Source organism: Desulfacinum hydrothermale DSM 13146 (assembly GCF_900176285.1).
Classification (GTDB): Bacteria; Desulfobacterota; Syntrophobacteria; order Syntrophobacterales; family DSM-9756; genus Desulfacinum; species Desulfacinum hydrothermale.
On the sequence record NZ_FWXF01000024.1, the window covers coordinates 1 to 25,210 of the forward strand.

21 protein-coding genes and 1 tRNA gene are annotated in these 25,210 nt (G+C 58.8%); 17 read left to right on the forward strand and 5 right to left on the reverse strand.

Annotated features, from left to right (window positions below; genetic code table 11):
- Nucleotides 1-36: 36 nt before the first annotated feature.
- From B9A12_RS15215 to B9A12_RS15250, 8 genes are all read left to right on the forward strand, one after another.
- Nucleotides 37-201, forward strand: a complete 165-nt coding sequence (locus tag B9A12_RS15215) for a transposase (RefSeq protein ID WP_425430184.1) — start codon at nucleotides 37-39, stop codon at nucleotides 199-201.
- Between the two features lie 247 nt (nucleotides 202-448).
- Nucleotides 449-1,165 carry an HD domain-containing protein gene (locus B9A12_RS15220; protein WP_084058959.1) on the forward strand — a complete coding sequence of 239 codons (717 nt, stop codon included), beginning with the start codon at nucleotides 449-451 and terminating at the stop codon, nucleotides 1,163-1,165.
- 35 nt (nucleotides 1,166-1,200) lie between these two features.
- A complete protein-coding gene (locus tag B9A12_RS15225; RefSeq protein ID WP_245802470.1) occupies nucleotides 1,201-1,962 on the forward strand; it encodes an ATP-binding protein in 762 nt (253 codons plus the stop codon).
- Nucleotides 1,963-2,169: 207 nt separating this feature from the next.
- Complete coding sequence (locus B9A12_RS15230) at nucleotides 2,170-2,487, forward strand: cupin domain-containing protein (RefSeq protein WP_084058961.1); 318 nt, start codon at nucleotides 2,170-2,172, stop codon at nucleotides 2,485-2,487.
- Between the two features lie 196 nt (nucleotides 2,488-2,683).
- Nucleotides 2,684-3,289, forward strand: a complete 606-nt coding sequence (locus B9A12_RS15235) for a helix-turn-helix domain-containing protein (RefSeq protein ID WP_084058990.1) — start codon at nucleotides 2,684-2,686, stop codon at nucleotides 3,287-3,289.
- 306 nt (nucleotides 3,290-3,595) lie between these two features.
- Entirely contained in the window at nucleotides 3,596-4,897 is a 1,302-nt protein-coding gene (locus tag B9A12_RS15240; protein WP_170920652.1) for a bifunctional folylpolyglutamate synthase/dihydrofolate synthase, read from the forward strand.
- Complete coding sequence (locus B9A12_RS15245) at nucleotides 4,857-7,145, forward strand: LPS-assembly protein LptD (protein ID WP_084058963.1); 2,289 nt, start codon at nucleotides 4,857-4,859, stop codon at nucleotides 7,143-7,145. The genes B9A12_RS15240 and B9A12_RS15245 overlap by 41 nt, the downstream gene beginning before the upstream one ends.
- Nucleotides 7,146-8,099 carry a YbgA family protein gene (locus B9A12_RS15250; protein WP_084058964.1) on the forward strand — a complete coding sequence of 318 codons (954 nt, stop codon included), beginning with the start codon at nucleotides 7,146-7,148 and terminating at the stop codon, nucleotides 8,097-8,099.
- Between the two features lie 31 nt (nucleotides 8,100-8,130).
- Here the strand turns inward: B9A12_RS15250 and leuB are convergent, their stop codons facing one another.
- A complete protein-coding gene (gene leuB / locus B9A12_RS15255; RefSeq protein ID WP_084058965.1) occupies nucleotides 8,131-9,225 on the reverse strand; it encodes a 3-isopropylmalate dehydrogenase in 1,095 nt (364 codons plus the stop codon).
- A 196-nt stretch (nucleotides 9,226-9,421) separates the two neighbouring features.
- Here leuB and B9A12_RS15260 point away from each other — a divergent pair, with 196 nt between their 5' ends.
- A complete protein-coding gene (locus tag B9A12_RS15260; protein ID WP_084058966.1) occupies nucleotides 9,422-10,792 on the forward strand; it encodes an HDOD domain-containing protein in 1,371 nt (456 codons plus the stop codon).
- Nucleotides 10,793-10,952: 160 nt separating this feature from the next.
- Here the strand turns inward: B9A12_RS15260 and B9A12_RS15265 are convergent, their stop codons facing one another.
- Entirely contained in the window at nucleotides 10,953-11,846 is an 894-nt protein-coding gene (locus tag B9A12_RS15265) for an HDOD domain-containing protein (protein WP_170920653.1), read from the reverse strand.
- A 230-nt stretch (nucleotides 11,847-12,076) separates the two neighbouring features.
- Here B9A12_RS15265 and B9A12_RS15270 point away from each other — a divergent pair, with 230 nt between their 5' ends.
- A complete protein-coding gene (locus B9A12_RS15270) occupies nucleotides 12,077-13,402 on the forward strand; it encodes a glycerate kinase type-2 family protein (protein WP_084058968.1) in 1,326 nt (441 codons plus the stop codon).
- Entirely contained in the window at nucleotides 13,399-14,817 is a 1,419-nt protein-coding gene (gene pyk, locus B9A12_RS15275) for a pyruvate kinase (protein WP_084058969.1), read from the forward strand. Before B9A12_RS15270 ends, pyk begins: the two co-directional genes overlap by 4 nt.
- A gap of 61 nt (nucleotides 14,818-14,878) precedes the next feature.
- Here the strand turns inward: pyk and B9A12_RS17830 are convergent, their stop codons facing one another.
- On the reverse strand, nucleotides 14,879-15,010 hold the full coding sequence (locus B9A12_RS17830) for a hypothetical protein (protein WP_281247920.1): 132 nt from the start codon (nucleotides 15,008-15,010) through the stop codon (nucleotides 14,879-14,881).
- Between the two features lie 350 nt (nucleotides 15,011-15,360).
- On the opposite strand from B9A12_RS17830, the gene grpE reads away from it, so the two are divergent.
- Genes grpE through B9A12_RS15295 form a run of 4 tightly spaced genes read left to right on the forward strand, consistent with a single transcriptional unit; the run spans nucleotide 15,361 to nucleotide 20,252 of the window.
- Nucleotides 15,361-16,155, forward strand: a complete 795-nt coding sequence (grpE, locus tag B9A12_RS15280) for a nucleotide exchange factor GrpE (RefSeq protein WP_139796676.1) — start codon at nucleotides 15,361-15,363, stop codon at nucleotides 16,153-16,155.
- The gene (locus tag B9A12_RS15285) at nucleotides 16,152-17,879 is read left to right on the forward strand and encodes an Hsp70 family protein (protein ID WP_170920654.1); all 1,728 of its coding nucleotides are present in this window, start codon (nucleotides 16,152-16,154) and stop codon (nucleotides 17,877-17,879) included. Before grpE ends, B9A12_RS15285 begins: the two co-directional genes overlap by 4 nt.
- Nucleotides 17,872-19,938 carry a hypothetical protein gene (locus tag B9A12_RS15290; RefSeq protein WP_084058972.1) on the forward strand — a complete coding sequence of 689 codons (2,067 nt, stop codon included), beginning with the start codon at nucleotides 17,872-17,874 and terminating at the stop codon, nucleotides 19,936-19,938. Before B9A12_RS15285 ends, B9A12_RS15290 begins: the two co-directional genes overlap by 8 nt.
- A complete protein-coding gene (locus B9A12_RS15295) occupies nucleotides 19,935-20,252 on the forward strand; it encodes a DnaJ domain-containing protein (RefSeq protein ID WP_084058973.1) in 318 nt (105 codons plus the stop codon). Before B9A12_RS15290 ends, B9A12_RS15295 begins: the two co-directional genes overlap by 4 nt.
- Nucleotides 20,253-20,553: 301 nt before the next feature.
- Here the strand turns inward: B9A12_RS15295 and B9A12_RS15300 are convergent.
- Nucleotides 20,554-20,630, reverse strand: a tRNA-Arg gene (locus B9A12_RS15300).
- Between the two features lie 378 nt (nucleotides 20,631-21,008).
- The gene (locus B9A12_RS15305; RefSeq protein ID WP_170920655.1) at nucleotides 21,009-22,802 is read right to left on the reverse strand and encodes an APC family permease; all 1,794 of its coding nucleotides are present in this window, start codon (nucleotides 22,800-22,802) and stop codon (nucleotides 21,009-21,011) included.
- A 620-nt stretch (nucleotides 22,803-23,422) separates the two neighbouring features.
- On the opposite strand from B9A12_RS15305, the gene B9A12_RS17100 reads away from it, so the two are divergent.
- Together B9A12_RS17100 and lysS are read left to right on the forward strand one after the other, a co-directional pair.
- A complete protein-coding gene (locus B9A12_RS17100; RefSeq protein ID WP_170920656.1) occupies nucleotides 23,423-23,587 on the forward strand; it encodes a hypothetical protein in 165 nt (54 codons plus the stop codon).
- A 124-nt stretch (nucleotides 23,588-23,711) separates the two neighbouring features.
- Nucleotides 23,712-25,202: a lysine--tRNA ligase gene (gene lysS / locus B9A12_RS15310; protein WP_139796678.1), complete on the forward strand. Its 1,491-nt coding sequence runs from the start codon at nucleotides 23,712-23,714 to the stop codon at nucleotides 25,200-25,202.
- The last annotated feature ends 8 nt before the right edge of the window (nucleotides 25,203-25,210 follow it).

The window sequence follows — 25,210 nt, forward strand, 5'->3', positions numbered from 1 at the left end:
AGGCGAAAGGCCATTGTGGAGCCCGTCTTTGGGCACATGAAAAATCTTGGGTTTCGAGGTTTTCGCCTGCGGGGGCTGGAAAAGGTCAGGGGCGAATTTGCCCTGATGTGCGCTGCCCATAACCTTCTTAAGATTGTAAAGGCCGTAGCTGAGGGCATCATCAATATAGATCAAAGAGCGATCAGGGCACAGGCTGCCTAAAGGGGCAGCTTGCTCCTTTTTGAATGGCTCTTTGATACCTGCTGATGCCCGATATCTTGCGTCGACGAGCAACGTCTCTGCAGTCACAGCACTTTCACCCGCGATGTTTGCTCATGAACGATGCAGGACTCAAATTTTAAGCCGCATTCTCGGACAAGCTCCTAGGTCAATGCCCGCCGCTCCCTCCATGACTATATTGAAGACACGGTTAGGGACGAAAAGCCAACCCGCAAAGGAGCCGATTTCCATGAAGTGTCCGGGACAAGACAGCCGTTTTTGGAGGCCGGGGGCCATTTTCGAGGCCAAGTGTCCGCAGTGTGGACACGCGGTGGAATTTTTCAAGGACGAGTCCAGCCGGAAGTGCCCCCACTGCGGTCATAAGTTCGTGAATCCCAAGATGGATTTCGGCTGCGCCGCCTACTGCAAATTCGCCGAACAGTGCCTGGGGGATCTGCCGCCGGAACTGCTGGCGCAGCGGGATAGCCTACTGAAGGACCGCGTGGCCCTGGAGATGAAGAAGTACTTCGGCAGGGATTTTAAGCGCATCGCCCATGCCTCCAAGGTAGCACGCTACGCGGAACAGCTGGCCCTTGAAATGGGCGCGGATCCCGCGGTGGTGCTAAGCGCCGCCTATTTGCACGACGTGGGTCTGCGGGACGCCTCTGCAGAGGATCATGCCGAAAAAGGTGTCGACGTGGCGCGCCAAATCCTCACCCATTTGGGCGCCCGGGAGGAACTGATCCAGGAAGTGGGCGCCATCATCCAATCCCACCACGAACCGCCCTCCCAGGCATCTCTGAACTTCCAGTGCGTTTTCGACGCGGATACGCTGGTCAATTTGGAAGAGGCGTTGGGAACCGCTGAGGGAACTTCCGGTCCACTGGAAGACGAGATTGAACACAGGCTTTTGACGGAAGCCGGGAAGGCACTGGCCCGGAAGGTCCTGATGGACAAAGCCCGATAAAGAAGAATCGTTCCCCTTCCAGGGAAAAGGAGTCCATGAAAATGAAAGCGATCCGAAAGATCATCCAAATCGACGAAGAACGCTGCGACGGCTGCGGTCAGTGCGTACTGGCTTGTGCGGAAGGCGCCATTGAGATCATCGATGGCAAGGCCAAGCTGGTCTCCGAGGTCTATTGCGACGGCCTGGGCGCCTGTATCGGGGAATGTCCCCAGGACGCTTTGCACATCATCGAACGCGAAGCGGAAGAATTCGACCCGGAGGCCGTGGAGGCCTTCTTGGAATCCAGGAAGCAGGATTCCGGCACCTCGCCGGTGGTCTCGTTCCCACAAGCCTCCGGCTGTCCGTCCACGCAGGTGCACGTCTTTTCAAGGCCCGACGCCCCCGCCGCCCAGGCCCCCCAAGGGAAAGCCGCATCCGCACTGAGCCACTGGCCGGTACAGATCAGGCTCGTCCCGCCCAATGCGCCCTTTCTGAACAACGCCCATCTGCTGGTGGCGGGGGACTGTGTGCCGGTGGCCTACCCCAGTTTTCACCAGGAGTTTCTCCAAGGGCGGACCGCCATGATCGGTTGCCCCAAATTCGACAACCCCAAGGAATACGTGGACAAGTTCGCTGAGATCTTTGAACGCAACCGGCTCCAATCCGTCACCGTGGTCTCCATGGAAGTTCCCTGCTGCTCCGCTCTTCTTAACATCGTGGTCAAAGCCATGGAAAAGGCCCAGGCCCGGATTCCACTGGAGGAGGTGGTCGTGAGCACCCGCGGGGACATCCTGGAAAGGCGCACGGTGGCCGCTTAAAGGGCCATCCAGAAGACCGTTCCCCTGGCACGATCTTGTGCCCGTCCTCCCCGTGGCGACGATTCAAGAACCGTCCCCACGGGGAGCGCCCCACAGCGGAAGGAATCCCCGCTCAGGGCTCAAATCGATACCTGGGCCGGCGGAAGATGGGGAAAGGGTGGCGTGGGAGCTTTGCACGGATCTTAAGACGTTCCAAAGGAGCGCCCCATGAAACATCTCAACATCATCGAGTCCAACGATTTTTCAGACAAGGCCTTCAAGAGGCTCCTGATCCACGACTCCCCCTATTTCAAGATATTGAACTTCAACTTCCAAGCGGGCCAGGAACTACCCCTCCACGCCCACGACATCGAGGGTGAGGTGAGCATCCTGGTTCTGGAGGGACAGGGAGAATTTCTGCTGGCCGACAACCAGACCCTACCCGCCCGGGCCGGAGACATGGTGGTGTGTGAGATCGCTGAGCCGCACGGGGTCCGAGCCGAGACGGCCATGCGGATCGTGGTGACCATCGCCCCTCCCATTTGACAGGAGCGTCTCAGCAAGACAGCGGCTGAACAATATATTTGTTCACATCAAATGCCTTCTTGGGTAAGATGGGCCGTCGAACAGATGATGGCCCTTTCCACCAGGCTCTCTCTCCCGCATTCCCAAAGCCCGTTTTCCATCTCCATGTCGGGGCCGGACGCGCAGCCTGTAGGAACCCCAAAGACAAGGAGGCATGATGGCAGGCCAAGACGACATCCAGTTGGCGGTCAAGGCGCTCAAGATCGGTCAAAAGGTTCGAGATCTTCGACAGCAATACAAATACACGCTGCAAGACCTGGCGCAGAAGACGGGCCTTTCCAAACCCTTTCTTTCTCAGATCGAAAATGACCACGTGGTGCCCCCCATCGCCACCCTCATGAAACTGGCACGGGCCCTCAATGTGGGCTTGGCCCATTTTTTCCAAGATGAGGCATCGGATGAAAAGGTCTCCATCACCCGCCCGGAGGAGCGCACCAAGATCGAGCGGCGTCCCCACCAGAGCAAGAGGGACGTCAATTATATCTACGAATCCCTGGAATTCAGAAAAAGATCCAAGCACATGGAGCCTTTCCTGGTGGAATTCCACATTCAGGATGCTGACCAGATGGTCTTCCAGAGCCATTCGGGCGAGGAGTTTCTGTATATCTTGGAAGGCGAGCTGGAATTCCGGACCGTGGATCGGGTGGAAGTGCTGCGCCCGGGCGATAGCATTTACTTCGATTCCGATGTGAGCCACAGCTTTCGGTGCCTGAGCGAAAGGCCCGCCAGGGCTGTGGCCGTACTCTACAACCCCAGTAACTGACACCGCGCAAGACCATACGAAGCGATCTTGGCCAATCCGATCCAACCGGTACCGACGGGCGCTCCAAAAGGTGCACACCGACGAAGCCCCCTGGCCCTCCGCGTCTTTTGGCAATCCCCGCAGAGCGGGGATCCGCCCCGTCCGGCCGGTTCCCGTATCAGAGAAGCGAACGTAAAAGCCCCCCACGCCCTCTCCAGGCCCATCCGCCAAATGGGTGCGACCCACTTTCTTTTCCTCTCCCGTCTGTGATAGAAGGCTTCCCGAAAGGTGTTTTCACACCTGCCACTTCTTGTCAGGAGGGGAGCGTTGATCCACGAATACGAGAAAGCGGTTCAATTCCTGTTCAATTTGCAAAAGGCCGGGATCAAGTTCGGGTTGAACCGCACGGAAAGCCTGTTGTCGCGATTGGGCAATCCCCACCACCGCTTTTCCGCCCTCCACATTGCCGGCACCAACGGCAAGGGTTCCACGGCCGCCATGATTGCGGCGATCCTGCACCGTCACGGCTTTCGGGTGGGACTCTACACATCCCCCCACCTGGTTCGCTTCACGGAACGCTTTCGGATCGACGACAAGGAAGTCTCTCCCCACAAGGTCTTTCGCGCCTTCGAGCACGTGATGGAGGTGGTGGAAGGAGACGAGCTGCCCACCTTTTTTGAAGCCGTAACGGCCATGGCCTTCCAGCTCTTCGCCGCTGAAGGGGTGGAATGGGCGGTCGTGGAAACGGGAATGGGCGGCCGCCTGGATGCCACCAATCTTCTTGAGCCGAGGGTGTCCATCATCACCAATGTGGCCTTGGATCACCAGGAATTTCTCGGTTCCACCCTGTCGGCTGTCGCACGCGAAAAGGCAGGGATCATCAAGAAAGAAACGCCTGTACTGACAGCCGCCCGTCAACCGGTGGTCCTCAGCGCTTTCAAGACCCGGTGCCTCAAGATGCGCGCTCCGCTGTTGCGTTTGGGCACCCATTTTCGAGTGCGCCGCAACGGTTCTCGCCACTTCACCTACGACGGCCTCCACCGTCGTTGGCCCCATTTGCCCCTTGGGCTCCTGGGCGAACACCAATGCCACAACGCGGCCTTGGCCCTGGCGGCACTGGAACTTCTGGAAGAGCAAGACGTACTGCGCCTGGATCTGGATCGAGTGAGGGAAGGGCTGGCCCATGTACACTGGCCGGGCCGGCTGGAGATTTTGGAGCACAACCCCGTCGTGATGGTGGACGGAGCCCACAACCCCAGCGGAGCCGAATCGCTGAGGAACTCCTTGACACACTTTTTCCGGTACAGGAAACTCCACCTGGTCATGGGAATCATGGCCGACAAGGACATCCGCGGCATCTTCCGCAGACTTCTGCCCCATGCCGAGACGGCCATCTTCACCCGGCCACGTTATGGACGTGCCGCTGATCCGGAGTTGTTGCGCCGGCTTGCCAAACCTTATATTCAACGTCACTACGTGGTGGACCATCCTGCCGACGCCATCGCTCAGGCCAAGGACATGGCCACCGAAGAAGATCTCATCTGCATCACCGGCTCACTCTACTTTATCGGCGAAGTCAAGGAACTCTATGGAGAACCCTTTCACCCGCACGATCAGCTGCTGGCTTGACGGCCCCCTGAAGAGCTCCCTTGCCCGCACAGCTGGACTGTGGCTCGCCGTGCTGCTCCTCTGGGGCCCGGCGGCGCCGATCCACGCCCAGTCGCTGTTGGACTCCGCTGGCTCGGGGGCGGGATTCATGGGAGACGGCAAGACGCCTTGGACGATCCGGGCGGACAAGCTCACCTATGAAGCCAAAACGCGAACCTACGAGGCCGAAGGCAACGTTCGGATCACCTCGGGCGATCGCATCATCACGGCCGACTGGGCCCAAGTGAATCTCACCGAACGGCAGGCCACGCTCAGCGGTGGGGTGCGCATCCGTTACGGCGACGACTGGCTCACCGGGCAGCGGGTGATCTGGAACCTGGACACGGAAACCGGCTGGGTGGACGGGGGCACCGTCTATTTTTCGGACAACGGCTTTTATCTCACCGGCAAAAACATAACCAAAAGGGGTCCCTCCCAATACCACGTGGCGCAAGGGATCATCACCACGTGCGACCCGGCCTCGCCCGACTGGTCCATCTCCTGCCGGGATCTGGACGTCAAGGTCAACGGCATGGGTTGGGCCAAACACAGCACGCTTCGCCTGGGGAAAGTCCCCATCTTTTACACACCGTTTGCCTACTTCCCGATGAACCGGGAACGGCAATCGGGGTTCCTCATGCCCGTCTTCGGTTCCAGCAATCTCCACGGGACCTATTATGAACAGCCTTTTTTCTGGGCCTTCCGTCCCGATATGGATCTGACCTTTTACGCCAACTACATGGGAAAAAGGGGTCTCATGGGGGGGCTGGAGTACGAGATCAACCACGCCTCGCTGGGCCGCGGGGCGTGGCTCCTTCACTACCTGGACGACCAAGCGGACGAACAGGACCTGGCGGATCAGGGCTATTCCTACGAGGGCAACGAGCGCTACTGGCTTCGGGCCCGTCACAGCGTGAACCTTCCCCACGAGATCCAAGCCTTCCTGGACCTGGATTTTGTGAGTGACAAGAATTTCCTTAACGAATTCCAGTCCGGCTCCGTGGCCCTGGAGTCCACCAATCGAACGTTTCGAAGGGTGAGCCGCAGGGAACTATTGAACGACGAGACGGTGACGGTGCGAGAATCCAGCCTGTATCTACTCAAGCGCACTGAATCCGCCGTGGCCAGCATGGACGTTCATTACTGGGACCAACTCGATCGCACTCGGGACGAAACCACGCTACAGCAACTGCCCCAGTTCCGTGCCTCCGTCGTTCCGTCGCCCTTGGGCCCATGGCCCCTCTACTACACCGTGGACACGTCGGCGGTCCACTACTGGCGCCCCGAAGGTGACAAGGGACTGCGCGCCGACTTGCTGCCCCGAATCTACGCACCGCTCCACCCGTGGTCCCACCTGGCCCTGGAGCCCTCCGCTGGGCTGCGCGCCACTTTCTACCAAGTGGACTGGAAGGACGATCAGGAGCAAGCCTTTCAGACCCGATGGGTGCCGGACTTCCAAATGGAGGCTTCGAGCCGCCTGGAGCGGATCTACCGTCTCGATTCGGCCGCCGTGCAACACGTGATACGCCCCGAGTTGCTCTTCACCTGGGTACCCGAGGTGGACCAGGACGATCTTCCCAGTTTCGACGGGGTGGACCGGATCGGCAAGCAAAACACCCTTCGTTATGGATTTTCCTCTTTTTGGGTGGTGAAAAAGGAAGTGCAACCCGAGCAGGGCGAACCCTACACCACGTACAGGGAATGGGCCCGTTTCCGGGTGAGGCAGGCCTACCTTCTGGACGATGACGTGGAGGAGCCGCTGATCGAAACGAAGGCGGGCGAGCGCTTTTCCGATATCGACATGGAGTTGGACGTCACTCCCAGCCCGTTCGTCAACGTCTCCTACGACCTCCTCTACTCACCGCACGATCAGAAACCCACCCTCCACGACCTGTCCGTGGGACTCCGGAGCACAAGACGCGATTCCTTGCACCTCACGTACCGATACCGCCAGGACACCACCATCGACGAACTCATCACGTCCTTTCACGTGAAGATCCTTCCCAACCTGAGCCTGTCCACCTATTACGACTATTCTTTCCAAAAGGAGGAGGTGTTCGAACAGTCCTACAGCCTGGCCTACCGCCATGGGTGTTGGGGCCTTCGATTCGGGTACCGCGAAGAAGGGGAAGATAGGGAATTCACCTTCGCCCTGACTCTGGTGGGCCTGGGAGAAGTGGGAAGCACCTTGTCCCAGGAAGGGAGCCTGTCTGTGGAAGGAGATTTTTAGATGCCGACCGACAAGATCCGATTGGGTGTGAGCACCTGTCTCTTGGGTCAAGAGGTCCGCTACGACGGAAGCCACAAGCGAGACCGATACCTCACGGACATTCTGGGCAACTACGTGGAATACGTGCCCGTCTGCCCGGAAGTGGAGTGCGGCATGGGGATCCCTCGGGAATCCATGCACCTGGAAGGCGACCCGGCCAACCCGAGGCTGATCAGCACCCGCACCCGGCGCGATCTAACGGATCAGATGGTCCGTTGGGCGGAAAAGCGCTTGGAGGAGCTCAAAAAGGAAAACCTGTGTGGGTTTGTCTTCAAGAGCAACTCACCCAGCAGCGGCATGGAGCGCGTCAAGGTTTTCGATCCCAAGGGAATGCCGAGAAAGATCGGCGTGGGCATCTTCGCCGGTCTTTTCATGAAGGCCTTTCCCCGGCTTCCCGTGGAGGAGGAAGGGCGGCTGCACGACGACGCCCTTCGGGAAAATTTTGTGGAACGCATCTTCCATTTCCAACGCTGGCGAAAGCACCTGGAAGGGGGGAAAAGTCTGGGCCGGCTGGTGGATTTCCACACGGACCACAAGCTCCTCTACATGGCCCACAGCCCCAAGCACTATCGGGCTCTGGGCAAACTGGTGGCCGAAGCCAAGAAGTGGGACCTCCGGGAGATCTACGACACCTACGAAGCCCTGATGACGGAGGCCCTGCGACTGAAGGCCACCGTCGCCAAAAACTCCAACGTGCTCTACCACCTGATGGGCTACTTCAAAAAGCAACTGACCCGGGACGAAAAGGCGGAACTACAAGAGATCATCGAAGCCTACCGCAAAGGACACTATCCCCTCATCGTCCCCATCACCCTCATCAACCATTTCGTGAGAAAATACGACCAGCCCTACTTGAAACGCCAAGTCTACCTGAATCCCCATCCGCTGGAGCTGAAGCTGCGCCACCACGCTTGATCCGCCCTGCGTGAGCCGACTGGAGAAGGCTTCAGTCGTCGGCCCGCACCCGAGAAGCCACGGCATCGCCCATCTGGGCCGTTCCCACCGCCTGGGCGGGGTCCCGCGCGATGTCTCGGGTGAGAACGCCGGCCGCGATGGTCTCTTCCACGGCCCTTTCGATGGCCCGGGCCGCCGCTTCGTGGCCGAAGCTGTGGCGCAGCATCATGGCCGCCGACAGGATCTGGGCGATGGGATTGGCGATGCCCTTCCCGGCGATGTCCGGAGCGGACCCGCCCGCCGGTTCGTAGAGCCCGAAGTTGGTTTCGTTGAGACTGGCCGAAGCCAGCAGGCCCATGGAACCGGTCATCATGGCGCATTGGTCGGAAAGGATATCTCCGAACATGTTGCCGCACAGCAGCACATCGAATTGGTGAGGATCCCGCAGGAGCTGCATGGAGGCATTGTCGATATACATGTGGTTCAGCTGAACATCGGGATAGTCCCGGCTCACCTCGTTCACCACCTGCCGCCAGAACACCATGGTGGTGAGCACGTTGGCCTTGTCGATGGACGTCACCCTCTTTTTCCGAAGCCGGGCGATCTCGAAGGCCTTCCGAGCGATACGCTCGATCTCTTTTCGCCTGTAGCACATGGTGTCGAAGGCCCGTTCGTCAGCGCCCTCTCCTTCCCGTCCCTTGGGACGGCCGAAGTAGATCCCGCTGGTGAGTTCCCGCACACAAAGGATGTCAAACCCGTCGCCCACGATGTCGGAGCGAAGCGGGCTGGCACCTGCCAGGGGAGGAAAAACCCGAGACGGGCGAAGATTGCAGAAAAGATCGAAGCGCTTTCGAAGCGGTAGAAGCGCCGCTCGCTCCGGCTGCTGCTCAGGCGGCAACGACTCCCATTTGGGGCCGCCCACTGATCCGAAGAGGATGGCGTCGCTTGCCTCGCACAAAGAGAGTGTCCCCGCCGGCAGCGCATGGCCATGGCGATCGATGGCGCAGCCCCCCACGTCGCCCTGCTCGCATTGCAGGCGAAAGCCAAAGACCGCTTCCGCCGCTTGCAGCACCTTGAGCGCCTCGGCCATGACTTCCGGTCCAATTCCATCCCCTGCCAAAACCGCAACCCTTTTTTCCCTGTCCATTTGCGAACCACCTCTCCTTGTCTGCGCGGACCTCCATGTTCAACCCACCGGCCGCAGCCGGGATCCGAAGCCACGAAAAGTAGTGCGATCCCCGGATCCTGTCAATTTTCATTCATCCTTTTCCCACAATCTGCCGAATCTTCTACCGAGACAGGAACCACTCTTACCCCCGTCCGCATAGAAAGGCGTTGAGCGCATGGATGCACAGGCGAACTTGCTGACCACCGCGGATGTTCGAGCGGCCTTCAAAGGCTTGGACGAGAAGGAATTCATCAATCTCTACAACTTCGGGCAGATGCGCCCCTTGAACACGGGTGAAGTCCTCTTCAGGGAAGGGGAGCCAGGCCACTCCGTGGCAGTGCTTCTCAAGGGCCGGCTGCGGCTGGTGCGGCGGGCCGGGGGGAGCCTGCATGAGGTGGCGTCCTTGAACCCCGGCGATGCCGTCTGCGACGCCCCCATGCTCACACCCGGCCACCGGTTGACCTCGGCCGTGGCGGCCCAGCCCACCCTGGTGCTCCTTTTCAGTGAATCCATGTTCCGCGCTTTGCCTCCCCCTACCCAGCTCTACCTGGTCAAGAAGCTGAACGACACCCATGTGCATCGGCTCCTTCACTCCGAGGAGACGGAAGCCGTGTTGGCGGCCCGTTGCGATTACTTGAGCCGTTATGTGCGTGGCAGCCTGGTTGAGCGCACTCAGGATTACAGCCGGTCCGAGCTCATCGTGGGCATGCTCAAAAAGGTCCCGCAGCTTCCCATGTATGCCAGCAAGCTCACGCAGATGCTACTGGACGAAAACGCGTCCGCCAAGCAGGTGGCCGCACTGGCAAAAGACGATCCGTCCCTGGTGAGCGCCGTGCTCAAGCGGGTGAACTCTCCCTACTACAACTGGCAGAAAAAGATCTCCGATTTTCAGCATGCCGTGACCCTGCTGGGATTCAACCAGGTCTATCAGCTGGTGGTTTCGGAAGGTTTGCGGCGCACCATGCCCAACACCCCGCCCTTCCGCAAACTGCACAACCATTCGGTGGTCATTTCCCATATTGCCCACGAGATTGCCCTGCTGAGCGACCGCCGCCAGGCTTCGGCCATGAGCACCCTCGCTCTTTTACACGACATCGGTAAGAGCGTGATCCTACTGCTCAAACGACAAAATCCCAAGCTCAGCGTCCTCATCGACATCCTGGATTCATCGAAGATCGGGGCCCTGTTGTTGGCCGAATGGAACATTCCGGAAAATGTGTGCCGTACGGTGGAGATGCAAGATTACGCGGAATTCAGCCCGCCGGAGGCACTTCCCGATGATCTCCAGCACGGTATCGCCCTGCTCCATGTGGCCCACCAGTGCGCTGAGCTCATCGGAGGGGGTTCCAAGGCAGGCGGCCGGTCTCCCTTCAGCGACGATTACCTGAGAATCCTTCGGGTTCCCCAGAAGAGCGTGGAAACCCTCACGACCAATCAGGTGCGTCCGGCCCTGGAAAAGAAGGCGGCCGCCCTGCCGGAGCACGTGAGGGCCTTTCTTCAGGGCAAAAACGAGGACCTGGGATCGGAGCGGACGGCGGCAAGATAAGGTCCGTCTCGTGGAAAGGATTTTCCGGAGGCTGTCCCAGGGCAAGAGCGGACGAAGTGTGAAACGATTGGCTTTCCGGTCCCCGTTTGTTATCGCGCAGGAGTCGGAAGGCGGGGCCCTCTGTTTTCTTGCTCGATTGGACATGGATTGGCCAAAGCGATCAGTCGCCCGTTTCCGACGATAAAGACTCCGTCCAGCGCACCGCCAACTCTTCCAGCCGGCGTCGATCCAGTCCACACCGATCTTGCACCCACTTTTCCACGCGGCTGAGATCCAACACCCGGCCCAACCCCTCTTCCCCCTTTTCCAAACGGGAAAAGGCGTCAGCCAAAAACGTGAAGTAGGTCAGACTGAGATCGCTCTTCTCGGGAACGTGATGATGGCGCACCACCTCCACGATCGCTTGGGGAAGATTCCATTTTTGGGCCAACAAGGCGCCCGCCTCGGCATGATCCACTCCCAGGACTTGCAATTCCGCATCCACAAGATCAAGACCTGAGTGGATCACCGCCTCCTCAACGGCCTCGGCCTCCGCGGCCCCGAGCTGTGCCAGAACCAGTTTGCCAATATCGTGCATGAGCCCCACCGTGAAGGCTTCCGCCTGTCCCACGTCGCAGCCGGCGGACCGGACGAGAAAGCGGCAGCATTCCGCCGCTTGCAGAAAATGCCGGCGCGCTCCTTTGAGCCAGACATCGGCCGCCTTTCCCGAGTAACGCTTCACCAGGCCGTGAAAGTGGGCGGCCATGACCAAACCGCACACGGTGGAGATCCCGACTAGGCGGACCGCATGTTCGATGGATCTCACCTCCACGGGCAGGAAGTAGTAGGGGGAATTGCACAGGTAAAGGGTCTGCAAGGCCAAACCGGGATCTTCCTGGACCACACGTGCCAGGACCTTCGGCTCCACCTGGGGATCCTGCATCATGTCCATCACGCGGTACACCGTGTCAGGCAGCGTGGGGACCGCGTCGATCAACCCCTGGATCGCTTGTTCTTGGAACACCGTCCCCCCTCTCATCCTCATGATCATGATCATGGATCCGTGGATAAACATGGATGGCCTCTTCCCACCATAGCTTTCGACCGCCGCCCTGGCAACTACCTCGCCCTGTGCTGTGCACAGAAGTCGAGAACCCCATATCACGACACCGCCAATCCTTTCCCATGGGTTGCTCGGCTGGGAAGAATACTGTATGGAACATATCAGCACCGCGCACAAAGGCTGAATCGAGGACTCACCGGAAGGCATCACCCGTTCCCCTGGAAGCGACAGATGGAGGCTCGATGGAAGGCAACCCCCGCACAGACCTGGAAGCCATCTTCCGAGCGGGCCTGGCGGCCGTGGACCCGGAAGCTGCCGTGCGCCGCCATGTGACGTGTGAAGGCTCCCAGCTGGGACTGGGGAACCGGACCGTGGATCTGAACACCATCCGCCATGTGTTCGTGGTGGGAGCGGGCAAGGGCACGGCACCCATGGCCAAGGCCTTGGAGGATCTTTTGGGAGATCGCATCCAGGAAGGGGCGATTACGGTCAAATACGGTCACGGGCTGCCGCTTGGGAAGGTGCAGGTCATGGAAGCCGCCCATCCCGTCCCAGACGAGGCCGGGGTGGAAGCCACTGAAACACTTCTCAAGGTGGTGCAAAAGGCCGGGGAGGAAGACCTGGTTCTGACGGCTTTCTCCGGGGGAGGAAGCGCCCTGACGCCCGCCCCCGTCACGCCCCTCACCTTGGGGGAAAAGCAGGAAACCACCCGCCTTCTGTTGGCCTGCGGGGCCACCATCCAGGAAATCAACGCGATCCGAAAGCACCTGTCGCGCATCAAGGGGGGAGGCCTGGCACGGGCCGCCCATCCCGCCCGCACCTTCTCGCTCATCCTTTCCGACGTGATTGGAGATCCCCTGGACGTGATCGCCTCGGGCCCCACGGCGCCGGACCCCAGCACCTTCCAAGACTGCCTGGATATTTTGGATCGCTACGGCCTTGTTCACCAGGCCCCGCCCCGGGTCGTGTCCGTCCTTCGGGAAGGCCGGGACGGGCGTCGTCCGGAAACCCCCAAGCCGGGCGATGCTGTCTTTCAGCGGGTGGAAAACCTCATTGTGGGAAGCAACCTGACGGCCCTTCTGGCAGCTCGTCAGGAAGCGGAACGGCGCGGCTACCGGTGCCTTGTCCTCACGTCCCGGCTGGAAGGGGAAGCCCGGGAAGCGGCCAAGGCCATCGCTGCCATCGCCAAGGAATGCGCCGCCACCGGCACACCGGTGGGACCTCCGGCGTGTCTTCTTTTTGGGGGAGAGACCACCGTGACTCTTCGAGGCGACGGAAAGGGCGGCCGCAACCAGGAAGTGGCCCTGGCGTGCGCCCTGGCCCTGGAGGGCTGGGAGGGCATCTTTGTTTTGAGCGCCGGAACAGACGGAACGGACGGTCCCACGGACGCCGCAGGAGCCTTCGCCGACGGAACCACCGCGGCCGAAGCCCGCAGGATGGGTCTCAGCCCCCACCTCTTCCTGGATCGAAACGACGCCTATCGGTTTTTCCAGAAGACGGGCGGGCTCCTTATAACCGGACCCACCCGAACCAACGTGATGGACCTCATCTGTGTGGTGATTCGATGATACGAGAAAGACGCACCAAGATTGTCTGCACCATCGGCCCGTCCTGCGATTCAGAAGACCGGATCCGGGAAATGATTCGAGCCGGCATGGACGTGGCCCGGCTCAATTTTTCCCACGGCGACCACGCCGCGCACGGTCGCATCATCGACATCGTTCGCCGCGTGGCGGCGGAAGAAGGCCGGGAGATCGGGATCCTGCAGGATCTGGGGGGCCCCAAGATCCGCCTGGGGACCCTGATCAATCGGGAACGGACCCTGGCCACCGGCGAGACGGTGCGCCTCTTCGCCGGAGACGAGACGAGCGATGAACACCTTCCCGTCAACTACCCCCATCTCACGGAAGACGTGAAGGAAGGGGACCGCATTCTCCTGGCCGACGGCCTGGTGGAACTGAGTGTGATCTCCAAGAGCTCCCGGGAGCTGGTCTGCAAGGTCCTGCTGGGGGGCAAGATCCATTCCCACAAGGGGGTCAACCTTCCTTCCAGCACCCTCCGCATCCCCGCCTTCACGGAAAAGGACAAGCGGGACCTGGCGTTTGGGCTGGAAAAGGGAGTGGATTTCGTGGCGCTTTCCTTCGTGCGTCACGAACGGGACGTGGCCCCGGTGTTCGACATGGTCGGCCATGGCTCCCGGCGGCCGCTGGTCATCGCCAAAATCGAAAAGCCCCAGGCCCTGCAGCGCTTCGACGCCATCCTCCAGGCCGTGGACAGCGTCATGGTGGCTCGAGGCGATCTGGGCGTGGAGACCCCGCTTCACCAAGTGCCCATCATCCAAAAGCGCATCATCCGAAGCACCCGGCAGGCGGCCAAGCCGGTCATCACCGCCACCCAGATGCTTCGCTCCATGATCTCCAGCCCTCGCCCCACCCGGGCCGAAACCACGGACGTGGCCAACGCCATCCTGGACGGCACCGATGCGGTGATGCTCTCCGACGAAACCGCCATGGGGGCCTATCCCGTGGAGTCCGTGCGGGTTCTGGACCGGATCGCCGTGGCCACGGAGAGCTACCTCTTCGAAAATGATCGGCACATGGAAGCCCTGCCGGACCATTTGCCGGGCGCCGCGGCCGCCATCAGCCACGCGGTGGTGGGTCTGGCCGACGCACTGGAGGCGGCGGCCGTGGTGGCCTCCACCTCTTCGGGAAGCACGGCAAGGCTGGTGAGCCGGCTTCGGCCCCGGAGCCCCATCTTGGGGTTCACGCACAGCTTGGAGACCTTTCGTCAGTTGTCTTTGTCCTGGGGGGTGACGCCGGTGCTGGTACCCACCTACGAAGATACGGACGCCATGTTCGACATGGCCCGCCGGTGGGTGTTGGAACAGGCCGTGGCAAGGAAGGGAAATCGGATCGTTCTGACCGCGGGAGTGCCCATCGGGGTTCCAGGCACCACCAACATGGTGAAGGTGATCGAGCTGTAGGGGGAGGCACCGGCCGGGGGTCTGTCCCTCCCCAAGCTCGTCGGGGGACCGCGGCCGGAGGCTACTTCTCGGCGGCCTTGGCCAACACTTCCAGATTCTTCTTCATGCGTTTCTCAAGAGTCTTCAGGTTCTCCTTGTTGGGACGATCCTTCTTCTTTCGAATCAGCCGGGTCTGGTGCGTATTGGACGGCATGGGTAATCCTCCTTTGTTCAATCCGTCTTGTGGGTCCTTTCGGGCGGCCCCTGGGCAGGCCGCGCAAGCGCCTCCTATAGCAATTTCCAACGCCCATGTCACGGAAAAGTTCGTGCACGGCAGCAAACGAACGGTCCGGTTTTTATGGCACTTTAGAGAGCCCCATCTGGTTTGGGCGGTCGCGCCTCCTGGCATCAGTGGCCCAGAAGGCTGTCGTTCAGCTCATCACATTGGTAGCGGACCTTGCGCCCGCCTCTGGCACCTCTTGATTTCAGCATTGATCTTGGCGAGGAAACCAACTAGAAATTTTTTGGGGCTGCGTTCAAGATGGCACGATTGCGTTGGAGTAAGTGCCGATCACAAAAGTCGGCCTCGAGATGCCGTACCGGCAAGGGTTGTTCATGGAAGCGACCCCGAGGGGGCATCCATGGAAGCAAGCGTATTCATCACCACGGACGACGGATTACGGAAAGATGCACTCCCTTTTTGGTTCCCTCATGGCAGTGGCGGCCGCCGCGTTTTTCACTTACCTTTGCTACCACATCTTGCGTTGGCTTTTTCTTCAATGGCAGGTGATCCGGGCTGCCGCGCCTGAGTGCCTGGAGGCTCTACGAGCGGCAAGAGAAAAGATCTACCGCTTTTCACGCTATGGGATTCTCCCTTCGCATGTTGTTTCAGACCCTACCCGTGAGGAACTGAAACGGATTCAAAAGCTCCTTCGAAAGCAACTCATCTTGCTGGAAAACCTCGAAAAGAATCGAAAGATCGAGGCATCTTCACCGGCCCCGGCTCCTTCTGTTCGAGACCTGCTGGAATGTGCCGATGGCCTGCATTACTTGCACAATTCCCTGCGCGAATTGCCTGGTTACAGTGAGCGAGTGGAAGAAGGTTTCGAGATCGTTTGGCACAAGCTGGAAACGGTGCTTTCCTTGACCGGCCTTGCGCTTTTGCGCCAACGGCATGTGCCGTTTGATCCGAAATACCATCAGGCGGTGGAAAACAGAGCGCCGGGATCGCGGGATTTGCAGGTGATCCAGGTACTGGTGCCGGGCGTGTTGCAAGATGGTCGACTGATGAGGCCCGCCAAGGTCGTCCTGGACGTCCCGAAGCAACCTTGCGCCAACAATGGAGGAAAAAGCCTTTGAAAGAGCGCATCATCTGCGGCATCGATTTGGGAACCACCAATTCCGTTCTGGCCGTCCTTCGCGACGGCCGCCCGGAAGCGGTACCCATGACGTCGGGAAGTCCCATCCTGCCTTCGGTTGTCAGCCTGGATGAAGCCCGGGATCAATTCCTGGTCGGGCACGAGGCTTGGCATCGAATGGCTGCATTTCCGGAAGCCACAGTGCGCTCCGTCAAGCGTCTCATGGGCAAGGCCCAACCGATTCTCTTGGGCAAGAGGCATTTCCGCCCGGAAGAGATTTCCGCCGAGATTCTCCGCCACTTGATCACCACAGGATCGAAAGTGCTCGGCGCGCCCATCACCCAGGCTGTTATCACCGTTCCAGCCTATTTCGATGATGCGCAACGGCGCGCCACGGTTCGGGCCGGCGAACTGGCCGGGCTCGAAGTCTTGCGCATTATCAATGAACCCACCGCAGCCGCTTTGATTTACGATCATCTCCAGCAAGAGGCGGATGATCCGAATCCATATGTTCTGGTCTATGATTTGGGCGGGGGAACCTTCGATGTCTCCGTGTTGGAAATCAAAGGCGAAATCAAAGAAGTGCTCGCTTCGGGAGGGGACACAGCGCTGGGAGGAGATGATTTCGACGAACGCCTGAGAGAGCTTTTTCTCCGGCATTTGCGCAAGGAGTATGGCCAAAACCTCGAATCCGATTTCGGCCTCCAGGTGCGTCTGCGCGAGATTGCCGAAAAGACCAAAATCGCTCTCAGCGAACAAAACTACGTTCAAGTGGAAGAAGCCGCCCTCACCATGGTCGACGGTGAACCGATCCATTTGCGCATGGAAGTCAGCCGCGCACAATTTGAGGAACTAACCGCGGATCTGGTTCAGAAGACCACCGAAAAAGTACTGGAAACCTTGAGGGAAGCGGATCTGCAGCCGGAAGAGATTGCAAAGGTGATCCTGGTGGGCGGTGCCACCCGAATGCCCGCCGTCCAACATGAACTTGCGGAGCTTTTCGGTCACAAGATTCAACATTCCGTGGATCCCGATCTGTGCGTGGCTCTCGGTGCCGCCATTCAAGCGGGCCTCATCGTCGGGGAGCCCTTGGGCCACATCCTCCTGGATGTGACGGCCCATTCTTTGGGAGTTCAGACCATCGACGCAATCGACCCCGTGACCGGCGAAGCCGACTATTTTTCCACCATCATACGAAGAAACAGCCGGATCCCGGTGAAACGCTCCGAAATGTACCGCACGATCCACAAGAATCAAAAGGCGGTGGAAGTCAGCGTCTACCAAGGCGAAAGTCAGTCGTGTAAAGAAAACACGTTGATCGGAAGCTTTATCTACGACCTCAAGCCGGCACCTGCCCATTCGCCCATCAGCATAACCTTTGCCTACGATCGGGAAGGCATCGTGCATGTCACGGTCGAACAGAAGGGATACCAGCCACCCAAGACGGTGACTCTGGATGTACGCAGGAGAGACACCCTTGAGGAAAACGCCGATCCGGAACGGTTCGCGGACGCAGGGCCGGTCAATTACGTGTCTGCGAAAGCGCGCCAGTTGCTGCAAAGCAAAGGGCTGCCTTCCGATGTGGAACGCCGGTTGCGGGACCTGACGCATGAGTATGAGGCGGCGCTGGGTAACGAAACCTCCGATGATCTTATCGACAGACTGGAAGACGAATTACTGGAGTGGATAGAAATAGCCGAAGAAAGGCTGGAAGCAAGTGGGTAAGAAGAGCAAAAAGCAACGGCGGGCTCTGGATAAGCTTTATCGTAGAGGTCGCTACTGGGAATGGCTGGAAAAGGTCGAAGCCTTGGGCCTGAGCGGGCAATTCGCCGAGGAAAAACGGGTCGCTTGGGACTACGTCATCAAGAAAGCCTTGCGAACTCCTCAAGGATTCAGCCTTTTCATGCGTTCCTTCCCCAGGCTGCAGCCCCCGGAACAAAGCCCTGAGTATCGCCTTTTGACCTTGATCCACCAAGCACCCACCCGAACAAAGTGGGAGCAAGAGATCATGGAAACGGAAGGGCTGAGCCCCCTGGGCCAGACTTTCCTGGAAACCTTACGACAACGGAAAGTCACCCATTTTCCGATGGCCCGCTTGCGCACTGGGATCAAAAAATTCGTGGACAAACCGGAAAAGGTGACCCGGGGCGACTATTTTGACCTGGCACGGCGGATTGCGGATCCTTCCATGGCCAACGCCCTTACGCAATTGGGACATCAGATCCACAGGCTGCGGGCGCAAAACAGCAAGCGCGCCGTCAAACAGGGTTGGAGCAAGGTCCATTTGGATCATCTGGCCGAAATGGATTATTACCTCGAGCACTATTCCGACCTTTTTCCCCCTTCCTGCCAGCGTGTATTCTACGCTCCCTTTTTCGTTCAGATACACCAGCTTCTGCAACGCCTGGTCACCACGGATCGCCCAGACCTTTTTACAGAACTGGTGGCGGTCTTGGGTTATTCGTTCCCTGTGGTGGCAGGAGATCATGAGCATGAGTTTCGCCTATGGCTGGGCGGAGAAGGCACGGACGATCTCGAAACCCTTGTGGATCGAACGCTGGAAAGGGAGGAGACATCTTTCGAGGAGAAGCTGCTTTTACTCCACCGGCTGCGCCGGCGCCTGCACGAACGACACAATGCGATCGACTCGCATCTTGAGTCTCTATTTCTAGGACCAATGCGTGAGGATCTGTTGGAAGGCTTGGACGATCCGACTATTGAGAGTAGCCTTGTTCGAACCTATGAAGCGGTGCTGGACGAAATGATCGTCCGTTGTCGGAACACCAATGAGCGGGAATCCCGTCAGGTGCAACGTATAATGGAACCCGAACTGTGCGAAGACATAGAACGGGTGTCCATGTGTCTTGACAGCGACCGGCCCATCAGTCGGCTGTTGGACAAGGCTTTTCGTGCCGGAGCTGCCGGAAAAAGACTGGCCCTGCTTTGCTTGCTTCTGCCCCAATCCGCAAGACAAGGAAGTCTTCTTGCCAAGACAGCCCAACAGGTTATAGAGCACAGTGAACCGGTGGACCAAGAGGATATTCGATGGCTCATTGAGGAATATGAACATCTCTATGTCCCCGAGGTGAACAGCCTGCGGATTTTGATAGAACGCCGTATTGTTCCCGGCGAGCTGCTGCACACTCTGGTGTGGCACGTTTTGGATGACGTCGATAAGCAGTTCTCGCTGTACACCAACATTTGTGAACCAGGATTCCGGGACCATCCATTTTCTCTCCCGGAATTACCTCTAAAAATAGTGGAAGTGCTCCAAAGCGCCGTGCGCTCTGTGGAGCATTTGCCCGAGATGGAACCGATCGTGACGTACTTAAAATGTTTCCCCGACGGCCGCCTGAGCTCTCGGGGGATGCAACGATGGTACCGATACCTGCTCGAAAAAGACCAGTTCGGAACCTATGTGCATCAGAACTTGCTTCCACAATTGGACGCTATGAAGACCGCAGACGAGGCCTCCCGGTCGCTCGACCCCACGATCCCACTGCGTATCGAAAATCTGCTACGATTCATGGGGGAAGATCCCCGAGCCATAGATACGATTCCGTGGGAAGTCTTGATTTTGATGATTGAAAAGCTGACGCAATACTTCGATGGGAAACGCGATGTCAGCTTTTTGGTGAAGATCCATAATGTGTTGCAAGAAAAGAAGAGCGCCGGAGAGCAGTACGCCGGCAAAGCGAGTGCAGCGCTTTTGAAATTGATGAAAGCCGCGAAGACTCCCCAGCGCCGCAAACGAGGATCCCGTTCTCGAGGAAGACGCCAATGACCCGGGAAGAAGCTTTGGCCAATTTGAACCTGAAAGAATCGGCGACCTTAGAAGAAATTGAGGCCGCCTATCGAAGGCTCTTGCGCCGTTATCCGCCAGAATTTCATCCGGAGCGCTTCCGGGAGATTGACGAGAGCTACCGGGTGCTGACTTCTGTGTCGTACTTGATTGAAAAGGCGTTCAGCAGCGAGGGCGGATCACTGGCGAAGCCCCCTGCGTTGCCCCCGCCCCCCCACGCCTCGGAATCGGACTTGGAGGAAGCACTCCGGGAGTTGTGGCTTCAGCATGTGAGACGCGCTGTCTGGCAAGATTAAGGCCCGGATCGCGAGCGTGATCCGGTACAAACCTCATGCAACCATCAGCAGGTGGAACAAAGTAAATGGTCTAGACCAATCCTCTTGGTCTTCTTTGGCCCACGGCAGCTTACCCCGGCAGATGAATCGGTGACTGCCGGGGCAACGACGGAAGGTCCCGGAACTTGCGCCCACCCACGCTCGACCATCGAATGGGCGGATCGCCGCCGTCCGGACATCCTTTCACGCCCCAGAAGACCCATAAAGGTTGGTCCAACAAGAAAGGGGCGACGGCCGCATGAGCCAGCCTCCCCCATTGGACTGGCGCGCCTGGGAGGATTCGAACCCCCGACCCGTGGATTAGAAGTCCACTGCTCTATCCACCTGAGCTACAGGCGCCCGGAGCGCTCGGACCCGCCTCGCCGGGCCGAGCGCGTTTACTTTACGTGAACCGGAAGCCTTGTCAAGTGCGTTCGCCCAACGGGTCAATCCGCACGAATAAAAGGCACCAACATGGCCTCCTGAGCACCGCCCCATCTCATGGCCCAAGATCCCCTGGGCTCCCCCGCTTCGCCAAAGTAAACCGGCCCCGCGTCACATGGGCGGAAACCAAAAGGCCGCCTTCTCCAAAATCCGGGAACATCCCAAACCTCAGCGCGGCCTTTTTTGATGCCTGTGCGGATCACGGAAGGGGCTGTGGCCATGTGGTGCATAGGTTTCAGCGGATCCGACAACGCCATGCGGGCAGAGTCCGGCCAAAGGCACCGAGATGTGTGGCTAAAAGATGACCCGCACTCCCCCGAGATCTTGCACCGAAAACGAATGCTTTTGCTCTGGAGCCCCCACGAAGATGTTGTTCTTGGGCACCTGAAATTCCTGGGACAACTGATCGATCATTGCCGGCCCGTATGTCCCTTCGCGAACGATCAACTCCACCTCGATATCGGGAAAGATCCTTTTGAGGATGGTCAAGGTTTCACGGATAGCCGCCTCTTCGTTGTGTGCCGGGTTGCCGTAGAGATGCACCAGAATCACGTGGCGACTGCTCTCGTTTTTCATGATGTAGGAAAAGGCCTGGTGCAGCCGCGAAAGTTCCCCACCGCGCGCAAACAACATGACCCGCTGATGGATGATGGCCTCCATGCGCTTGAGCAGAGAGCTTCGCCATGCCACGACCTGATTCAACGCTTTGTCTGCCAAGAGATAGAAGGACCTCAAAATGGGAACCCGCAAATACATGGCCACTACGAGCAGGACGCTTGGAATGAAATAATAGAGAAAATAAAGGAAGTTGCGTACGTCAATGAATAGATTCCCCACAATACCCAGGCTGGTTGCCGCAACCCCCAAGAAGATGGTGGACCAACCGGCGCGGTAGGTGCGTTTCAGCTGGCTGCGTCGAAGTTTCAGTAGAATGTTGCCCCAGCCGAAAAGCGTCATGACCCCTAGGAAAGAGATCGTGTACACCCCCGCCAGAGCCAACAGATTGCCCCTGGTGAGCAGCAAGATGGAAGAACACAAAAGGAAAAAGGCAAGGATGATGCGATGACTCGTGCCCCGGCGATTCTGTTTCAGCAGCAGACCAGGAAAACACTGGTCCAGGGCCATGCGGCGCACCAGGCCACACACCCCCACGTAGCTGGTGAGCACGGCACCTGAAAGAACCAGGACGGCGTCCACGACCACAATACGCTGAAACAGCTCGCCACCCGTCAGGAATGCCACATGGGAAAGCAGGTTATCCTTGTGGGAAACGATGGCGTCCACAGGCAAGAGATTGAGAGCAATGACGGCCGTCAGGGGATTGAAGACAATGACTGCGATCCACATGTTGCGCAACGTCTTTCGAAAGACCCCCGGCTGCTGTTCCTCCACGAAGTTGGCCGAACTTTCGAACCCGCTCACCCCCAACAAGGCGGAGGAAAATCCGAGAAACAAGGATGTTGCCAGCTGCTTGCCGCCGGGCACATGCCCCCAGTTGGTGCGAAAGATTTGGAATCCGTCCGGAATGTGCATGGCACCGAGCACGCAAAAGGCGATCAATGTGGTCATGTGACAGGTAAAAATAATCAAAGCCACCACGGCCGATTCGGTGATTCCAATGATCGTGAGAACGGCGAAGATTGCCAGGACCATGATCGTACCTTCCATAACGTGCATACTGGGCACAATACCGTGCAGGTACTCCACCGCCGTTTTTGAGGAGATCACCGCCGTGGCGATATAAGAAAGGATGGTCATGCAGGCCGCCAGGGAAGCGCTCAATTTGGAGGTGCAATTGAGCAGGCAGTTGTAGGCGCCCCCGTTGAGGGGAAGGGCCTCCACCACTTCCGTGTAAATCTTCCGGTACAAATAGAGGACACCCCCGACCAACAGCAAGACAATGGGAGCCAGCGCGCCCGAATAGACCGTGGCAATGGCCGCCACATAGAGGCATGACGAGGTGATGTCGTTGCCGCAAATCGCGGTGGCCAGCCATTGATTGAGCTTACGGGGTTGTTCCCCCGAACCTTCCAACAGTTCCCGCGGCGTCAAAACGGCGGCGTTTGCTTGCTGGTCGTTGTTCCCCATCTGTTCCATCCAAGCTGATCATTCCCAATGGCCAGCGTTTTGCCCAAACGCTGGTGCCACCCTTGCCTGTGGGAGCTTGCCCGAGAATGACTTTCCGGCTGATGAGGCCGGGCACTTTCCATGCTCGCGTGGCCGCGGGATTGGACCCCGCGGCAAAGGACCATCGTGACCCCATGAAGTGGCAGGCAATACCCGATGGCCCATGTGGCAAGCGTCGCCGCACTCGACTCAAAAAAAACGGACCACGCACCACGCGTGCGTTGCCGACCGCCCTTTTGGGCCCTTCTACTTTTTCCAAGCCTTTTCTGCAACCACAAGATCCGCGCCTTTTCCTTTTGCCATGTTCGCCAAAAACCGGTAAATCGTCCATGATGGACGGCTTGGACAAGGGAACAGGAAAGCCGGCTTTTCGGTTGTCATATGTGTGGGCGCAGGCTCAAGGAGCAATGTGAAATGGACCAAGGAAAAAGAAAAAACCACCTCACATCATGACTCCACCTTCTCTTGTACCGGGTTACCTGTAGCCTGGGTCCCGTTGCGGATTGCTTGTATTGGTTGGAAAAATGGCTTTCATCAATGTGTACACATCGTGATCACCCCACAGAGCAAAGGGAGAAACGATGACGAAAAACACAGCCATCATGTGCCTGGCAGGCGGTGTGTTTCTGTTCATCCTGGGAGCCGTGCGGCTTTGGAAACAAGGGGATTGGGTCCTCATCATCCTGAGCGCTCTGATCATGGCCTTCAGCACGTCCAGCCTTCTCAAGAACCGAAACTCCCAATGATCCCCGCCGCCGACCCGCCTTCGGGGTCGGCGCTTGACGGGATGGGCCAAATCAACTAACGTTCAAGCGCTTTTGGGCCGGATTCCGGCCGGCTACCGACGCCATCAGAAAGGACACGGAGTCTATGGAAGATCTCAGCCGCGTGCTGCGCGAACGACTGGAAAAAGCTGAAGAACTGGAAAAGGACGGCATCCCTCTCTACCCCAACGGCTACTCCGTGGAAGACACCGTGGCCCGTGTTCTGGAAAGTCACGGCACGAAAACCTCCGAGGAGCTGGAACAAGACCAGAGCCGCTTCACCCTGGCCGGGCGCATCATGGCCATACGTTCCTTCGGCAAATCCACCTTCATGCACATCCAAGACGGAACGGGCCGCCTTCAGATCTATTGCCAGCAGAATCGACTGGGAAAGGAGCGCTACGCGCTGGTAAAGCGCCTGGATATGGGTGACATCATCCGCGTCGAGGGCCCCCTTTTTCGCACCAGGACCGATGAACTCACCGTCCAGGCCCATGACCTGGTTCTTCTCACCAAGAGCCTGCGGCCTCTGCCGGAAAAGTACCACGGCCTCAAGGATGTGGAGACCCGCTATCGGCAGCGCTACGTGGATCTCATGGTGAATCCCCAGGTGCGCGAAATCTTTATCAGACGCACCCGAATCGTGCAGACCGTCCGGCGCTTTCTGGCGGATCGCGGGTTCCTGGAAGTGGAAACCCCCATGATGCAGGTCATTCCGGGTGGAGCCACCGCCAAGCCCTTTAAGACCCACCACAACGCCCTGGGAATCGACCTCTACCTTCGGATCGCCCCGGAACTCTACCTGAAGCGACTTTTGGTGGGCGGTTTCGAGCGGGTCTTCGAGCTGAACAGAAATTTCCGAAACGAGGGCATCTCCACTCAACACAACCCCGAATTCACCATGCTGGAGTTTTACCAGGCCTACGCCACCTACGAAGATTTCATCCGTCTCACGGAAGAGCTTTTCGTGGAGGTGGCCCGGACGGTGAACGACGGCCATCTCCAGCTGACCTACCAGGGCCGGACCATCGATCTTACGCCGCCCTGGCGACGCTACCGCCTCTCGGAGGCCCTGGTGGAGCTGGGCGGGGTACCGCCCGCGGCCGTCACCGATCCGGACGTGGCCCTGGAGACGGCCCGCGCCATGGGTCTGGAGGCGGAAAAGTACGAAGGCCATGGCAAGCTCCTCACCAAGATCTTCGACCTGGTGGTGGAGCCCAAGCTTATCCAGCCCACGTTCATCACTCACTATCCCCTGGAGGTATCGCCCTTGTCGCGCCGCAACGAGGACGAACCGGATCTGACGGATCGCTTCGAACTGTTCATTGCTGGCCGCGAGATGGCCAACGCTTTTTCGGAACTGAACGATCCCAGGGATCAGAAGGAGCGCTTTGTCAAGCAGGTGGAGGCGCGAGCCGCCGGCGACGAGGAAGCGCATCTCATGGACGAAGATTACATCCGGGCCCTGGAATACGGTATGCCCCCGGCGGCCGGGGAAGGCATCGGCATCGACCGACTGGTCATGCTCTTTACCGACGCGCCCAGCATTCGAGACGTGATCCTCTTTCCACACCTGAGACCGGAAAGGAAAGCCTAGCGCGGGAC

What these genes read in the sequence shown, in the direction of transcription:
- B9A12_RS15235 (WP_084058990.1), top strand. Translation starts at nt 2,684, where the DNA reads ATGGCAGGCCAAGACGACATCCAGTTGGCGGTCAAGGCGCTCAAGATC.
- B9A12_RS17100 (WP_170920656.1), top strand. Translation starts at nt 23,423, where the DNA reads ATGACGAAAAACACAGCCATCATGTGCCTGGCAGGCGGTGTGTTTCTG.
- B9A12_RS17830 (WP_281247920.1), bottom strand. Translation starts at nt 15,010, where the DNA reads ATGCCGTCCAATACGCACCAGACCCGGCTGATTCGAAAGAAGAAGGAT.
- lysS (WP_139796678.1), top strand. Translation starts at nt 23,712, where the DNA reads ATGGAAGATCTCAGCCGCGTGCTGCGCGAACGACTGGAAAAAGCTGAA.
- B9A12_RS15220 (WP_084058959.1), top strand. Translation starts at nt 449, where the DNA reads ATGAAGTGTCCGGGACAAGACAGCCGTTTTTGGAGGCCGGGGGCCATT.
- pyk (WP_084058969.1), top strand. Translation starts at nt 13,399, where the DNA reads ATGATACGAGAAAGACGCACCAAGATTGTCTGCACCATCGGCCCGTCC.
- B9A12_RS15250 (WP_084058964.1), top strand. Translation starts at nt 7,146, where the DNA reads ATGCCGACCGACAAGATCCGATTGGGTGTGAGCACCTGTCTCTTGGGT.
- B9A12_RS15245 (WP_084058963.1), top strand. Translation starts at nt 4,857, where the DNA reads ATGGAGAACCCTTTCACCCGCACGATCAGCTGCTGGCTTGACGGCCCC.
- B9A12_RS15260 (WP_084058966.1), top strand. Translation starts at nt 9,422, where the DNA reads ATGGATGCACAGGCGAACTTGCTGACCACCGCGGATGTTCGAGCGGCC.
- B9A12_RS15295 (WP_084058973.1), top strand. Translation starts at nt 19,935, where the DNA reads ATGACCCGGGAAGAAGCTTTGGCCAATTTGAACCTGAAAGAATCGGCG.
- B9A12_RS15230 (WP_084058961.1), top strand. Translation starts at nt 2,170, where the DNA reads ATGAAACATCTCAACATCATCGAGTCCAACGATTTTTCAGACAAGGCC.
- leuB (WP_084058965.1), bottom strand. Translation starts at nt 9,225, where the DNA reads ATGGACAGGGAAAAAAGGGTTGCGGTTTTGGCAGGGGATGGAATTGGA.
- B9A12_RS15225 (WP_245802470.1), top strand. Translation starts at nt 1,201, where the DNA reads ATGAAAATGAAAGCGATCCGAAAGATCATCCAAATCGACGAAGAACGC.
- B9A12_RS15215 (WP_425430184.1), top strand. Translation starts at nt 37, where the DNA reads ATGAAAAATCTTGGGTTTCGAGGTTTTCGCCTGCGGGGGCTGGAAAAG.
- B9A12_RS15305 (WP_170920655.1), bottom strand. Translation starts at nt 22,802, where the DNA reads ATGGGGAACAACGACCAGCAAGCAAACGCCGCCGTTTTGACGCCGCGG.
- B9A12_RS15265 (WP_170920653.1), bottom strand. Translation starts at nt 11,846, where the DNA reads ATGTTTATCCACGGATCCATGATCATGATCATGAGGATGAGAGGGGGG.
- B9A12_RS15270 (WP_084058968.1), top strand. Translation starts at nt 12,077, where the DNA reads ATGGAAGGCAACCCCCGCACAGACCTGGAAGCCATCTTCCGAGCGGGC.